Here is a 13,862-nt window from a genome sequence, read left to right as displayed (position 1 = left end):
CTAGCGTTGCAAAGCTGGGGTCAGAACCGTAGGGACTGACCCCAAATTTATTATGATCGGAGTTAAACCATGTTTTTAACCCAGGAAATCATCCGCAAGAAGCGCGACAAGGGCGTATTGAGCGCCGAGGAAATCCAGTTTTTCGTGCGTGGCATCACTGACGGCAGCGTCAGCGAAGGCCAGATCGCGGCGCTGGGCATGGCCGTCTATTTCAACGACATGAACATGGACGAGCGCGTGGCGTTCACCCTGGCCATGCGCGATTCCGGCCAGGTGCTGGACTGGCGTTCGCTGAACCTGCCTGGCCCCATCGTCGACAAGCATTCGACGGGCGGCGTGGGCGACGTCGTCTCCCTGCTGCTGGGTCCCATGGTCGCCGCGTGCGGCGGTTACGTGCCGATGATCTCGGGCCGTGGCCTGGGCCACACGGGCGGCACGCTGGACAAGTTCGACGCCATCCCCGGCTACTGCACGGTGCCGGACAATGCACTGTTCCGCAAGGTGGTGCAGGAGATCGGCGTGGCCATCATCGGCCAGACGGCGCAGCTGGCGCCGGCCGACAAACGTTTCTACAGCATCCGCGACGTCACCGCCACGGTGGAATCGGTGGCCATGATCACCGGCTCCATCCTGTCGAAGAAACTGTCGGCCGGCCTGGACGCGCTGGTGATGGACGTGAAAGTGGGTAGCGGCGCCTTCATGCCGACCTATGACAAATCGGTGGAACTGGCCGAGAGCATCGTCGCCGTCGGCAATGGCGCGGGCATGCAGACGTCGGCGATTCTGACGGACATGAACGAATCGCTGGCGCCGTACGCGGGCAATGCGCTGGAAGTACGCGGCGCCATGGATTACCTGACGGGCCGTTCGCGTCCCGCGCGCCTGCACGAAGTCACCCTGGCGCTGTGCGCCGAGATGCTGGTGCTGGGCGGCCTGGCCGCCACCGAGGAAGAAGCGCGCGCCAAGCTGGTGGCGGCCCTCGATTCCGGCGCAGCGGCCGAACGCTTCTCGCGCATGGTGTCGGCCCTGGGTGGCCCGCTTGATCTGGTCGAGAACCCGGACAAGCACCTGGAAACAGCGCCAGTCATCGTGCCGGCGCCAGCGCTGTCAGCCGGCTTTGCCAACGTGCGCGATTGCCGCGCCATCGGCCTGGCAGTGGTGGCCCTGGGCGGCGGCCGCCGCCGTCCGACCGACAGCATCGATTTCGCCGTCGGCCTGACGGACCTCGTGAGCCTGGGCGAGCAAGTGGCCGTGGGCCAGCCGCTGGCCATGGTGCACGCGCGCACGGAAGCGGCGGCGCAGCAAGCCGTCAGGGAAATCCAGCAAGCGTATGCCATCAGCGCGGTGGCGTTGACGGGCAATCCGGTGATTTACCGTACCATTCGACCATAACTTAACCCTTGAGGCAAAATCTGGGGTCAGACCCTGAGGGTCTGACCCCGGCCTTTCGCGGGTTTTACAGATAGATAAGCAAATGAACAACCAAGAACTGATCGCCGAAGCCAATGCCGGCCGTGAACTGGCCTACGCGCCATACTCGCGTTTCAAGGTGGGCGCGGCGCTGCTGTGCAAGGATGGCCGCGTCTTCCGCGGCTGTAACGTGGAAAACGCCGCCTATGGCCTGTGCAACTGCGCCGAGCGCACGGCGTTTTTCAGCGCCATCGCGCATGGCTGCAAGCCGGGCGACTTCGCCAAATTGGCCGTCACGGGCGATACGGCCGAACCGATTTCGCCATGCGGCGCCTGCCGCCAGGTGATCTTCGAGATGGGCGGCGCCGACCTGCCGGTCATCCTGACGAACCTGAAAAACGACATCATGGAAGTGACGGCGGGCTGGCTGCTGCCGCACGGCTTCGGCAATTCCGACCTGGACATGAAGTAACAGGATTCGCTTGAACAAGACGATCGACATCCAGGCCGCCGTGGCGATTGCCGCGGCCGAAGCCATGGCAGCGAAGACGCAGGGCACCTTTGGCGTGGGCGGCGTGCTGCTCGACGGCGCCGGCAACGTGCTGCAATCGATGCACAACAACGTCGTGCGCCAGGGCCTGGTGTTCGACCCCACGGCGCATGGCGAACGCCAGCTGGTGGACTGGTATTTTGCCGAACGGGCCAAGGGCACGTCCTTGCCGCCGCCGGGCGAACTGACCATCGTCACCTCGCTCGACCCCTGCTGCATGTGCACGGGGGCGATTCTGGCGGCCGGTTTCAACGTGGTGGTGGCCGCGCCCGACGTCAAGGCGGGCATCAATTACGATGGCAGTGCCACGTTCACGGCTTTGCCGGCGCAGCTGCAGGCGCAGGCTGGCCGCAGTTTTTGTTATCCGGCCGTGCGCGGCGCCACCGAGTATGCGCGCCTGCCGTCCGGCGCCGCGCCCAAATCTTTTTTCATCGGCAAGAGCATCCACGAGGCGACGCAGGCACTGTGTTCGCTCGTGTTCGAGTCGACATCGGCGCAGGTGATGCAGCTGCTGAACGCGGGTGACGACGTGCATTTGCGCGATCCGGCCACCTTGCCATCCGAGCATGCCGTGGTACGCGCTTTGCGCCGTCGCTATCCGGACGCCCTGACTTACCGTTGCGCGCCGCATGCGCCCGATGCGGGCCTGGCACCGTTCCTGCAGGCGGCCATGGAGCAGGATGTGCGCGATGGCGGACAGGGCGACGCTGCCGCCTTGCTCGATTCCTTTGGCAACCTGCTGCTGTGCATGCCCGGAAAATTGGCGCAGTCGGTCATCCGCACGCCGTTCATGGAATGCACGCGCCAGTACGCGCAGCTGCGCTTTGAATTGATGACGAATGCGGCGCCGGCGCTGCAGGAAGAAATCAAAAGCTATCTGGGCCATCCCAAGCACGGCACCTTCGTGCTGGCCATCGGCCCGGACGACGGCGCCGCCAGTTTCATGACCCTGGGCGCCTACGGCTCCACCATGGAAGGCGCGCTGCCGGAGAATAATCCCGCGCAATTCCAGTACGTGCGCCCGGCCATGGAGGAAGACGCGCTGCTGGCGCTGTGCGAGTCGATGCCGCCGCTGTACCGCAAGCTGATACGCATCCGGCCGCGCCAGGTGGCGAGTCTGGACTTGATCAGCGCCCTGGGCTAGGCATCATCGTCCGGCAGATTTTTGAGTAAAAAGTCGCGCACGTTCTCGCCCGCCACGCGGCGTATCTGCGCTTCCGACAGGCCAGCGTCGAGCAGCGCCTGCGTCAATCGCGGCAAGCCCGTTGCATCAATGGCCGTGGTGACGGCGCCGTCGAAGTCCGAGCCATAGGCCACGTGTTCGGCGCCGATCAGTTTGACCGTGTACTGGATGGCGCGCGCGATGGACGCCACGTCCTTGCCGCAGACGGCCGTATTCCAGAACCCGATACCCACCAGTCCACCCTGGGCGGCGATGCGTTTCAGTTGTGCGTCGCTCAGGTTGCGGCCATTGGCGCAGGTGCCGCGCACGCCCGTGTGCGACACCATCACGGGGCGTTTCGCCATCGTCAATACGTCGTCGATGGTAGCCGGCGAGGCGTGCGCCAGGTCGACGATCATCTTGCGCTGCTCCATGGCGCGCAGCCATTGCTTGCCCAGCGGCGTCAGGCCGCCTTTTTTCAGGCCGTGCTGGGAACCGGACAGTTCCGTGTCGAAGAAATGCGTGGGCGCGGCCATGCGGTAGCCGGCCCGGTACAGGGTATCCAGATTCTCCAGCTTGCCCTCGAGCGCATGCGCGCCTTCCAGGGTCAGCCAGCCGGCCAGCAGGTCCGGATCTTTTTCGCGCGCGGCGATGAAGCTGCGCAGTTGCGCGCGGCTGCCGATCACGCGCACCTTGCCATCGCTCCTGGCTGCCTGCTGGCGCAGCTCGTCGGCCTGGTAAGTGGCGCGCGCCAGCAGGCTGTTCCAGGTGGCGGGCGGCAAGCCTTGCGCCACCACCAGGGCCGTGATGTTGTCCGTGTCGCTGCCATTGCGCTCGATATTCATCTTGCGCGGCGTCTTGGTGACGACGGAAAACGCTTGCAGCGCCACGTTGGCCCGCTGCAGGCGGGGGAAGTCGACATGCCCGCGCTGGCTGTCGCGGTTCAGATTGCGTTGCCACAGCAGGCTGTCGGCATGCAGGTCGGCGATCCACAGGCTCTCGTGCAGGGCCGTAGTGGCTGCCGATGGCGCCTTGCCGGACGGCGGATGGACACGGTTGAGGTGCTCGTCGACGAGGACGGGAGCGGACAGGAAACCGCCGATCAGCGCAAGGCTGGCGGCGGCGAGGGTACTGATAATCATTGTTCTCCGTTTCACCATGGATCGTAGGTGCCCAGGCTCCAGATGTGGCCTTCCGGGTCGCGGCAGGTGAAGCCCCGTCCGCCGTAATCTTCATCCTTGATGTCGAGCACGATCTCGGCGTCGGCTTCACGCGCGCTGCGGTAGACGGCGTCGGCGTCGCTGACGACCAGGTAGCAGTTTTGCGTGTTGGCGCCGCCGATGTCGGCGGGCAGTTTCATCAGGCGGCCATAGTCGCTGTCGATGGCTGGCGCCACCATGACCATGCCATTGCCAAAGCTCAGTTGCGCATGGGCGACGCCGCCGTTGCCGTCTGGCACGATCAATTGTTTTTCAAAGCCGAGCGCCTTGCACAGCCATTCGATGGCGGCAGGCGCGTCGCGGTAGCGCAGGCAGGGGATGGTTGTCGCTGCTGTAGCTTTTGCTGTCGTGGTCATCAGAAAACTCCTATGGCTGTGGGGGAGTAGCTTCGATCATGGATACTGTCTGGCGTTCCATATCCATACCAACCATCGGGATAGGGTTGATGCCCGTCAGTGCTACGTCCCGCCATAGTGCCATAGAACAATCCTTGCACTCTTGCCACAACGCAAATTTTTATTGCGGTGACTGCGACGAGTTCGCGGCCTTCGTGTCCGTGTCCGTGTCGTCGCCGTTGCTTGCCCATCTGAGCAGCATCACAAGCGCAAACAGCATGATGGCCAGCGGCAAGATGGTGATCAGGAACGCCAGGCCCAGGCAGCATGCCAGCAGCATCGGCCAGGACATGGCGCGCAAGGCGGCCAAGCCCTGGCGCGTGTAGGCGCACAGCTCGTTCCAGAAAGCGCTGAAGGAAGTGCTGCCCGGTGCCGCATTGAGGTCTTTCATGCCGTTCTCCTGTCGTGTGGATGCCGCTGCCGTATGCATGCTGGCAATGAACCCACTATAGGCAAAACCTTGCTGCCGGGCATCGCGTATGCGACGAATGGCAGGAATGGCGGACCGAACGGCGACAAACCGGGACAAGCGGTTATTCAAACACCTTGAGTTTCAGCTGGAAACTGAGCGCGCCATACAGGCGGTCCTTGTAGGACGGCACGATGGCGATATTCACGCCCACGCGCTGGTATTCATAGCTGATGGTGGGGACCAGGGCCGGGAACCAGCCGCCATCGCGCATCTTCGGATAGCCGCTGAAGCCGCCAACGACGGCGCCTACGCGCAGCGGGCCCACCTTGATCGGCTGGTAGTACACGCCCAGGTAGTTCGAGTAGGCGCGGTCGCTATTGTAGAAGCGGCCAGCCGTGACCGAGGCGACCGTGGAAAAGCGGTATTCGGCGCCCAGGCCCGGATTGCTGTCGTTCAGGTTCTTGTCGCGCTGAAAGTGATACGAATAAAAGCCCGCGTTGAGCCAGGTTTCGCTCAGCGGCTGATTTTCTATCATGCCGACTGTCTGCGCCTGTGCCGCGCCCGCCACTGCCAGCAGCGCCGCGCAGGCAGCTTTGCCCAGCAATGACGCGGTGCGCGCCGATGACCATTGTTTCATGCCTGTTCCTTGTCCTGTCGATATGGCGCCGCCAATGCAAGCGCTCCAGCGCGTCATGCTATCACTGCCAGATTGTTCATTGGAAATTTCATCACGTGCCCGGCGTAGCGCCAGGCAGGGCGATGGCCGCCTGCACCATGTGCGTGAGCAGGATTTCCGCGTCCTCGTAATCCTTGCGCGTGAGCTGCTTGCGCTCCAGCACCAGGGTCATCTGCGCTGAAAAATCCGCATACGATTGCGTCATGGCCCAGATGGCGAACATCAGGTGCGTGGCGTTGACGGGCGCGATCCTGCCGGCGGCGATCCACGCTTCGAAGACGGCGATATCCTTGCGCAGCAGGGGCACGACTCTTTCTCGTATCTGCGCGCCGTACAGGGGCGCGCCATTGATCACCTCCAGCGCATACACGCGCGAAGCCCACGGCTGTTCGCGCGAAAAACGCAGCTTGGCGCCGATGTACGCGCGCAGCACGTCGCGCGGCTCGTCGTGTTCATTGGCCAGCATATCCATGCGTGCCAGCCAGTCGTCGAGCACATCGTCGAGCACGCGCTGGTACAGCAGCTGCTTGGACGGGAAGTAATACATCAGGTTTTGCTTCGACAGGCCGGCCCGCTCGGCGATGGTGGCGATCGACGCGCCTTCATAGCCGCTTTCCGCAAATACGCGCACGGCTTGTGCCAGGATGTCCGCTTCCAGGCGATCGCGGTTTTGCAGGCGCCGGCCGCCGGCATTTTTCACGGGAAGGGCAGGGGATTTGTCGCTGGCCATGGCGGGTTCTTTAGCGTGGGCGGATCGATTGCAGGAATGCCTGCAGCACGGGGGTATCGGTGTAGGCCACGTTGAAGCGGAACCACACCGTCTCGGGCGCGCGCAGCATGAAAAATTCGTTCGGCGACAGCAGGATGCCCGCCTTCAAGGCCATGTCGGCGATGATCTTGCCATTCCATTCCGGCGTCTGGATAGTGGGCCAGCCGGCGCTGACGAACATGCCGCCGCGGGGACGCGCCACGGGCGCCATGCCCGCCTGCGTCAGGCAGTCGATACTGCGCTCGCGGGCTGCATCGAGCTGCGCCACCAGCCGTTCCACCATGCGCTTGTAGGGCCGCGCGGACACGGCGTGGTAGACGGCGCGCTCGTTGATTTCCGACGTCGTTAGCCCCGCCAGCATTTTCACGCGCACCAGTTCAGCCACCAGCGACGGCGAGGCGCAAATCGACCCCACGCGCAGCACGGGCGACAGGGTCTTGGAAAAACTGCCGACGCGGATCACGCGGCGCAAACCGTCCATCGCCGCCAGCGACGCTTCGCCGCGCGCCGCCAGTTCGCGGTAGATATCGTCTTCCACCAGCCAGAAATCGAATTGCTCGGCGAGTGCCAGCAGGCGGTGCGTCTGCGCCTGGCTGAGCGATGTTCCCAGCGGATTTTGCAGCACCGTGTTGACGAACATGAGTTTCGGCTGGGTGCGCGCGGCCTCGCTGGCCAGCGCATCGAGATCGAGGCCCGTCTCGCCGCGCGCAATGCCCACGGGGATGCAGCCGTGGTGGCGGATCAGCGACTGCAGATTGCTGTAGCCGGGGTCTTCCACCAGCACCGTGTCGCCCGGCTTGGTCAGGCTGCGCAAGATCAAGTCAAAAGCGTGCGTGGCGCCGTGCGTCAGCAAGACCTGGTCCGGCTCCACCTGGAACAGCTCTTCCGACAGGCTGGTGGCCAGGTGCTGGCGCAGCGAGGGAAAGCCGAGAGGATGGCCATAGCCGCGCAGCCGGCTGGCGGGAATGCGCATGGCCTGGCGCACGGCATCGAGCACGGTCGCCTCGCCATACATCTCGGGCGGCAGCCAGCCCGCGCCCACGGGCAGGGCGTCGGACACGCCCGAATACAGATCCGGCGTGAGGGCATCGATGGCGGTGGGACTCGCGTGGACGGCGGCCTGCGGCGAGGCGGCGATATCGTGGCGCGCGACGAAGTAGCCGGAACCGCGGCGCGACGACAGCAAACCGAGGTTGACCAGGCGGTCATACGATTCGACGACGGTGAACGTCGACACGCCATTGCAGCGGGCGAACTGGCGCACGGACGGCATGCGCGTGCCGATGCGCAGGGTGCGGCTGCCCACCATGACGCTGATGGCGATGACGATCTGCTCGACGAGGCCGCCCTTCTTCTGGCGGTCGATGTCCAGCACGGGCCAGCCGCTTGCTTGCTCGGGGGCATCGTCTGTGCTGTCGCTGTGCTTCACGGTGGCTCCTTATGCTGCCTTGCACAAAACTGTAGTGGTATTTCGACCTGTACGGTTGGGGTACTTTGCCGTTTGTGTATCTGTGCCATTGGGGATGGCCTGTCTATTATTACATCAGCTTTTTGCCAACTGGTAAATTATTTTACGCTTCGTCAAAAACGATCCTGGCCCCGCGCCAGCCCCCATCCCAAGGAGAAGGTCATGAACGAAACAAGGCCGGAATCGATGTCGGCATTCTGGATGCCGTTTACGAACAACCGTGATTTCAAGGCCAACCCGCGCCTGCTCGTGTCGGCCGAAGGCATGTACTACAAGGACGTCGATGGCAACGCCATCCTCGACGGCACGGCGGGACTGTGGTGCGTGCCGTGCGGCCATGCGCAGCCGAAAATCGTCGGCGCCATCCGCGAGATGGTGGGCCAACTGGACTTCGCGCCCACCTTCCAGATGGGCCATCCGGCCGCCTTCGAGCTGGCGGAAAAACTGATGGATTACACGGGGCATAAATTTGGCCACGTCTTCTACACCAACTCCGGCTCCGAGGCCGTCGACACGGCATTGAAGATCGCGCTGGCCTACCACCGGGCGCGCGGCGAGGGCGCACGCACGCGCCTGATCGGCCGCGAACGCGGTTATCACGGCGTGGGTTTCGGCGGCATTTCCGTGGGCGGCATCGGCGGTAACCGCAAAACCTTCGGCCCCTTGCTGCCCGGCGTGGACCATCTGCCGCACACGCACAACCTGGACAAGAACGCCTACACGGTGGGCGAACCCGAATACGGCACCCACCTGGCCGATGAACTGGAACGCATCGTCGCCCTGCATGACGCCTCGACGATTGCCGCCGTCATCGTCGAACCGGTGGCCGGCTCCACGGGCGTGCTGATCCCGCCGAAAGGGTATCTGAAACGCTTGCGCGAACTGTGCACCAAGCACGGCATCCTCTTGATCTTCGATGAAGTCATCACGGGTTTCGGCCGCATGACGACGCCATTTGCAGCCGACTATTTCGACGTCGAGCCGGACCTGATGACGACGGCCAAGGGGCTGACCAACGGCATGGTGCCGATGGGCGCCGTGTTCAGCAAAAAGTATATCCACGACGCTTTCATGGATGCGCCGGCCGGCATTGAACTGTTCCACGGCTACACGTATTCCGGCCACCCGCTCGCGTGCGCCGCCTCGCTGGCGACCCTGCAAGTGTTCGAGGAACAGGACATCCTCGGTCACGCCAAAGCGATGCAGGCATATTGGAGCGACGCCGTGCATTCGCTGAAGGGCCTGCCGCACGTGATTGACTTGCGCAGCATCGGCCTGATCGCCGGCATTGAGCTCGATCCCATCGCCGGCAAACCCGGCACGCGCGCCTTTAACGCCTTCAAGCAAGCCTTCGCCGACGGCGTGCTGATACGCACGACGGGCGACATCATCGCCCTGTCACCGCCGCTGGTGCTGGAAAAACAGCATGTCGACGAGCTGTTTGGCAAGCTGGCGACGGTGTTGAAAAATCTCGATTGAACGGCGACCCCAAGCAAAACCTGGGGTCGGACCCTCAGGGTCCGACCCCGGCGGTTAATTCGGGTTTAACAATAGAAAGTGCATCATGAACGATCTCGATACGATTACCCACTACATCAACGGCGCCAAAGTCGACACCCACAGTGGCCGCTACGGCGACGTCTACAACCCGGCCCTGGGCGAACCCGTGGCCCGGGTGGCGCTCGGCACCGTGGAAGACGTGGACGCGGCCGTGCAGGCGGCCGCCGTCGCCTTTCCCTCCTGGTCGGCCACGCCGCCCCTGACGCGTGCCCGTGTCCTGTTCCGCTACCTGCAGCTATGCCAGCAGCACACGGACGACTTTGCCGCCATGCTCACGCGCGAGCATGGCAAGACCTTTGCCGACGCGCAGGGCGAAGTGGCGCGCGGCATCGAGATGGTGGAGTTTGCCGTCGGTATTCCGCAACTGCTGAAGGGTGAATTCACGGACCAGATCTCGCGCGGCATCGACGCCTGGTCCATGCGCCAGGCGCTCGGTGTGGTGGCTGGCATCACGCCATTCAATTTCCCCGTGATGGTGCCGATGTGGATGTTCCCCGTCGCGATTGCCTGCGGCAATACCTTTGTATTAAAGCCGTCCGAGCGCGATCCGTCGGCGTCCCTGCTGCACGCGAAACTGCTCAAAGATGCGGGCTTGCCTGACGGCGTCTTCAACGTGGTGCAGGGCGACAAGGTCACTGTCGACGCCTTGCTCGACCACCCTGTGGTGCAGGCGATCAGCTTTGTCGGCTCCACGCCGATCGCGGAATACATCTATGCGCGCGGCGGCGCCAGCGGCAAGCGCGTGCAGGCGCTGGGCGGCGCGAAGAACCACATGGTGGTGATGCCCGACGCGGACATGGACATGACGGTCGATGCGCTGATAGGCGCGGCCTACGGTTCGGCAGGAGAGCGCTGCATGGCCATCTCCGTGGTGGTGGCCGTGGGCGACGCGGGCGACAAGTTGATCGACGCACTGGCAACGCGCACGGCCGCACTGAAAGTGCGCGACGGCATGGAAGATGGTGCGGAAATGGGACCGGTCGTGTCCTTGGCGGCCAAGCAGCGCATCGAAAAACTCATTGCCTCGGGCGTGGAGCAGGGCGCGACGTTGGTGGTCGATGGCCGCAACCACGTGGTGCCGGGCCGCGAGAATGGCTTCTTTGTCGGCGGCACCTTGTTCGACCACGTCACGCGCGACATGAGCATCTACAAGGAAGAGATTTTCGGCCCCGTGCTGTGCGTGCTCCGGTGTCCTGACGTGGTGCATGCGGTGGAGCTGATCAACGCCAACGAGTATGGCAACGGCGTGGCCATCTACACGCGTGACGGCGGTGTGGCGCGTGAATTCGTGCGCCAGATTCAGGTCGGCATGGTCGGCGTAAACATCCCCTTGCCCGTGCCGATGGCCTTCAACAGTTTCGGTGGCTGGAAGCGCAGCATGTTCGGCGACCACCACGCGTATGGCCCAGAAGGCGTGCGTTTCTACACGCGCCACAAGGCCGTGATGCAGCGCTGGCCGAACACGGCAAGCGCTGGTGTGGAATTTGCTTTTCCCCAGATGAAGTAAAGGTTTCAAATTACAAGCCGGCCGCACATAACAAGAGGAATACGCGATGATCGAGTCTTTGAACTATTTGCCGCATCCCACCCTGCCCAACGAGGAACTGGCGGGCCACTTCACGGACCTGGCGCCACCGCTCACGGCGCGCCAGGCGGCCATCGAAAGCGCCCGCTGCCTGTATTGCTACGACGCGCCGTGCAGCCGCATCTGTCCGTCGGAAATCGACGTGGCCAGCTTCATTCGCAACATCCACGACAAGAACATCAACGGCGCCGTCGCCGGCATCCTGAAGCAGAATATCCTGGGCGGCAGCTGCGCCAGAGTCTGTCCGACGGAAATCCTCTGCGAAGACGTCTGCGTGCGCAACCACGACGCGGAAGGCCAGCCCGTCAAGATTGGCCTCTTGCAGCGCTATGCCGTCGACCACATGCACTTCACCCGCCATCCGTTCCAGCGGGCTGCAAGCACAGGCAAGACGATTGCCATCGTCGGCGCGGGTCCCGCCGGCCTGTCGTGCGCGCATCGCCTGGCCATGCTGGGCCACGACGTGGTGATCTTTGAAAAGGAAGGCAAGGCAGGTGGCCTGAATGAATACGGCATCGCCAAGTACAAGCTGACGGACGATTTCGCGCAAAAGGAAATCGACTTCCTGCTGGACATCGGCGGCATCGAGATCCGATGTCGCCAGGTGCTGGGCGAGAACCTGCAGCTGCGCGACTTGCACGCGCAGTACGACGCCGTGTTCCTCGGCCTGGGCCTGGGTGCCAGCCGCAAGCTGGGCTTGACGGGCGAGGATGCGCCGGGACTCCTGGCTGCCGTCGATTACATCAGCGCGCTGCGCCAGGCGGACGACCTGGCCGCGCTGCCCGTGCCGAAACGTGCCATCGTAATCGGCGCCGGCAATACGGCCATCGACATGGCCGTGCAAATCCAAAGGCTCGGCGCCGAGGAAGTCACCCTCGTCTACCGGCGCGGCTTCGACGCCATGACGGCCACCCACCATGAACAGGAGATCGCCAAGGCGAACCAGGTACGCATGCTGACGTGGGCCCAGCCGCAGCAGGTGCTGCTCGACGCGGCTGGCAAGGTGGCGGGCATGCGCTTCGAGAAAACTAGCATGCAGGGAACGCGCCTGGCTGGCACGGGCGAAACGTTCGACGTGGCGGCCGGCGCCATCTTCAAGGCCATCGGCCAGAGCCTCGACACGGAGGTGCTGCATGACCCGATGGCGTCATTGCTGAAACGCGAAGGCGACAAGATCGCCGTCGATGGAGGTTTTCGCACGGTGCTGCCGGGGATCTACGCGGGCGGCGATTGCGTGGCGCCGGGGCAGGACTTGACGGTGCAAGCCGTCCAGCATGGCAAGCTGGCCGCACTGGCCATCCATTCCGATTTGTTCAATAAAGTGGAGGCTGCATAATGGCTGATCTCAGCATCGAATTTTGCGGCATCAAGGCGCCGAATCCCTTCTGGCTGGCGTCCGCACCGCCGACGGACAAGGCCTACAACGTGGTGCGCGCGTTCGAGGCGGGGTGGGGCGGCGTCGTGTGGAAAACCCTGGGTGAAGACCCGGCCGCCGTCAACGTCTCGTCGCGCTATTCCGCCCTGTATGGCAAGAACCGCGAAGTGGTGGGCTTCAACAACATTGAACTGATTACCGACCGCTCGCTTGAGATCAATCTGCGCGAAATCACGCAGGTGAAAAAGGACTGGCCCGACCGCGCCATGATCGTCTCCCTGATGCTGCCGTGCGAAGAGCACTACTGGGCCGACATCCTGCCCAAGGTCGAGGCGACGGGAGCGGATGGCATCGAACTCAATTTCGGCTGCCCGCACGGCATGCCGGAGCGGGGCATGGGAGCGGCCGTGGGCCAGGTGCCCGAGTACGTGCAGATGGTCACCGCCTGGTGCAAGAAGCATAGCCGCTTGCCCGTCATCGTCAAGCTCACGCCCAACATCACGGACGTGCGCATGCCGGCGCGCGCGGCCAAGGCGGGCGGCGCGGATGCCGTCTCGCTGATCAACACCATCAACTCGATCACCTCGCTGGACCTGGACCGCATGGTGGCCTTGCCCATCGTCGGCGGCGCCAGCACGCACGGCGGTTATTGCGGCGCGGCCGTCAAGCCGATCGCCCTGAACATGGTGGCGGAAATCGCCCGCGATCCGCAGACGCGCGGCTTGCCCATTTCAGGCATCGGCGGCATTGGCAACTGGCGCGACGCGGCCGAATTTCTCGCCCTGGGCGCCGGCTGCGTGCAGGTGTGCACGGCCGCCATGCTGCATGGCTTTCGCATCGTCGACGAGATGAAGGATGGCCTGTCGCGCTGGATGGATGAAAAGGGCTATGCACGCATCAGCGACTTTTCCGGCAAGGCCGTGGCCAATACGACGGACTGGAAATACCTGGACATGAACTACCAGGTCATCGCGCAGATCAACCAGGACGACTGCATCAAATGCGGCAAGTGCTATGTGGCTTGCGAAGACACCTCGCACCAGTCGATTGCGCAGCTGATCGACGCCGCCGGCACGCGCACCTATGAAGTGATCAAGGACGAATGCGTGGGCTGCAATCTGTGCGAAATCACCTGTCCGGTGCAGGGCTGCATCACGATGGTGCCGCAGACCACGGGCAAGCCATACATGAACTGGACGCAGGATCCGCGCAACCCTCGGGCATTGGCGGAGTCGGCATAGGGCACGGTTATTGCGTGCGTTTTATTTGTAAACAGCGGC

General features: G+C 63.6%; 13 protein-coding genes. 7 read left to right on the top strand and 6 right to left on the bottom strand.

Going from position 1 to position 13,862, the window contains the following annotated elements; genetic code table 11:
- The first annotated feature begins 69 nt into the window (after positions 1-69).
- From deoA to ACPJXG_RS23425, 3 genes are all read left to right on the top strand, one after another.
- The gene (gene deoA / locus ACPJXG_RS23435) at positions 70-1,392 is read left to right on the top strand and encodes a thymidine phosphorylase (RefSeq protein ID WP_425252490.1); all 1,323 of its coding nucleotides are present in this window, start codon (positions 70-72) and stop codon (positions 1,390-1,392) included.
- An 82-nt stretch (positions 1,393-1,474) separates the two neighbouring features.
- Positions 1,475-1,882, top strand: a complete 408-nt coding sequence (locus ACPJXG_RS23430) for a cytidine deaminase (protein WP_099379413.1) — start codon at positions 1,475-1,477, stop codon at positions 1,880-1,882.
- 4 nt (positions 1,883-1,886) lie between these two features.
- Positions 1,887-3,104 carry a nucleoside deaminase gene (locus tag ACPJXG_RS23425; RefSeq protein WP_425254784.1) on the top strand — a complete coding sequence of 406 codons (1,218 nt, stop codon included), beginning with the start codon at positions 1,887-1,889 and terminating at the stop codon, positions 3,102-3,104.
- Here ACPJXG_RS23425 and ACPJXG_RS23420 read toward each other — a convergent pair.
- The 6 genes from ACPJXG_RS23420 to ACPJXG_RS23395 form a co-directional block, all read right to left on the bottom strand.
- A complete protein-coding gene (locus ACPJXG_RS23420; RefSeq protein WP_425252489.1) occupies positions 3,101-4,264 on the bottom strand; it encodes a dipeptidase in 1,164 nt (387 codons plus the stop codon). The genes ACPJXG_RS23425 and ACPJXG_RS23420 overlap by 4 nt on opposite strands.
- A gap of 11 nt (positions 4,265-4,275) precedes the next feature.
- Positions 4,276-4,698 carry a VOC family protein gene (locus ACPJXG_RS23415; RefSeq protein WP_425252488.1) on the bottom strand — a complete coding sequence of 141 codons (423 nt, stop codon included), beginning with the start codon at positions 4,696-4,698 and terminating at the stop codon, positions 4,276-4,278.
- Positions 4,699-4,858: 160 nt separating this feature from the next.
- On the bottom strand, positions 4,859-5,128 hold the full coding sequence (locus tag ACPJXG_RS23410) for a hypothetical protein (RefSeq protein ID WP_225243521.1): 270 nt from the start codon (positions 5,126-5,128) through the stop codon (positions 4,859-4,861).
- A 142-nt stretch (positions 5,129-5,270) separates the two neighbouring features.
- On the bottom strand, positions 5,271-5,786 hold the full coding sequence (locus tag ACPJXG_RS23405) for a hypothetical protein (RefSeq protein ID WP_081922693.1): 516 nt from the start codon (positions 5,784-5,786) through the stop codon (positions 5,271-5,273).
- A gap of 91 nt (positions 5,787-5,877) precedes the next feature.
- Positions 5,878-6,555, bottom strand: coding sequence for a TetR/AcrR family transcriptional regulator (locus ACPJXG_RS23400; RefSeq protein ID WP_176390516.1), 678 nt, complete (start codon positions 6,553-6,555; stop codon positions 5,878-5,880).
- Positions 6,556-6,565: 10 nt separating this feature from the next.
- The gene (locus ACPJXG_RS23395; protein WP_425252487.1) at positions 6,566-8,023 is read right to left on the bottom strand and encodes a PLP-dependent aminotransferase family protein; all 1,458 of its coding nucleotides are present in this window, start codon (positions 8,021-8,023) and stop codon (positions 6,566-6,568) included.
- A 201-nt stretch (positions 8,024-8,224) separates the two neighbouring features.
- Between ACPJXG_RS23395 and ACPJXG_RS23390 the strand changes: the two genes are divergently transcribed.
- The 4 genes from ACPJXG_RS23390 to preA all read left to right on the top strand — a co-directional run bounded on the left by ACPJXG_RS23390 (position 8,225) and on the right by preA (position 13,823).
- Entirely contained in the window at positions 8,225-9,541 is a 1,317-nt protein-coding gene (locus tag ACPJXG_RS23390) for an aspartate aminotransferase family protein (RefSeq protein ID WP_176390514.1), read from the top strand.
- A gap of 85 nt (positions 9,542-9,626) precedes the next feature.
- On the top strand, positions 9,627-11,129 hold the full coding sequence (locus ACPJXG_RS23385; protein WP_425252486.1) for a CoA-acylating methylmalonate-semialdehyde dehydrogenase: 1,503 nt from the start codon (positions 9,627-9,629) through the stop codon (positions 11,127-11,129).
- Positions 11,130-11,175: 46 nt separating this feature from the next.
- A complete protein-coding gene (locus tag ACPJXG_RS23380; RefSeq protein WP_425252485.1) occupies positions 11,176-12,543 on the top strand; it encodes an NAD(P)-dependent oxidoreductase in 1,368 nt (455 codons plus the stop codon).
- On the top strand, positions 12,543-13,823 hold the full coding sequence (gene preA / locus ACPJXG_RS23375; RefSeq protein ID WP_425252484.1) for an NAD-dependent dihydropyrimidine dehydrogenase subunit PreA: 1,281 nt from the start codon (positions 12,543-12,545) through the stop codon (positions 13,821-13,823). The genes ACPJXG_RS23380 and preA overlap by 1 nt, the downstream gene beginning before the upstream one ends.
- Positions 13,824-13,862 lie beyond the last annotated feature (39 nt).

Origin of the sequence: Janthinobacterium sp. NFX145, from assembly GCF_049810325.1 — a bacterium.
In the GTDB taxonomy this organism is placed as follows: domain Bacteria; phylum Pseudomonadota; class Gammaproteobacteria; order Burkholderiales; family Burkholderiaceae_D; genus Janthinobacterium; species Janthinobacterium rivuli.
Note: the sequence above shows the minus strand (reverse complement) of the source record. Positions and strands in the feature narration are given on the sequence as shown.

Coding starts and splice junctions, on each gene's coding strand:
- deoA (WP_425252490.1), top strand. CDS start 70: ATGTTTTTAACCCAGGAAATCATCCGCAAGAAGCGCGACAAGGGCGTA.
- ACPJXG_RS23430 (WP_099379413.1), top strand. CDS start 1,475: ATGAACAACCAAGAACTGATCGCCGAAGCCAATGCCGGCCGTGAACTG.
- ACPJXG_RS23420 (WP_425252489.1), bottom strand. CDS start 4,264: ATGATTATCAGTACCCTCGCCGCCGCCAGCCTTGCGCTGATCGGCGGT.
- ACPJXG_RS23415 (WP_425252488.1), bottom strand. CDS start 4,698: ATGACCACGACAGCAAAAGCTACAGCAGCGACAACCATCCCCTGCCTG.
- ACPJXG_RS23410 (WP_225243521.1), bottom strand. CDS start 5,128: ATGAAAGACCTCAATGCGGCACCGGGCAGCACTTCCTTCAGCGCTTTC.
- ACPJXG_RS23405 (WP_081922693.1), bottom strand. CDS start 5,786: ATGAAACAATGGTCATCGGCGCGCACCGCGTCATTGCTGGGCAAAGCT.
- ACPJXG_RS23400 (WP_176390516.1), bottom strand. CDS start 6,555: ATGGCCAGCGACAAATCCCCTGCCCTTCCCGTGAAAAATGCCGGCGGC.
- ACPJXG_RS23390 (WP_176390514.1), top strand. CDS start 8,225: ATGAACGAAACAAGGCCGGAATCGATGTCGGCATTCTGGATGCCGTTT.
- ACPJXG_RS23385 (WP_425252486.1), top strand. CDS start 9,627: ATGAACGATCTCGATACGATTACCCACTACATCAACGGCGCCAAAGTC.
- ACPJXG_RS23380 (WP_425252485.1), top strand. CDS start 11,176: ATGATCGAGTCTTTGAACTATTTGCCGCATCCCACCCTGCCCAACGAG.
- preA (WP_425252484.1), top strand. CDS start 12,543: ATGGCTGATCTCAGCATCGAATTTTGCGGCATCAAGGCGCCGAATCCC.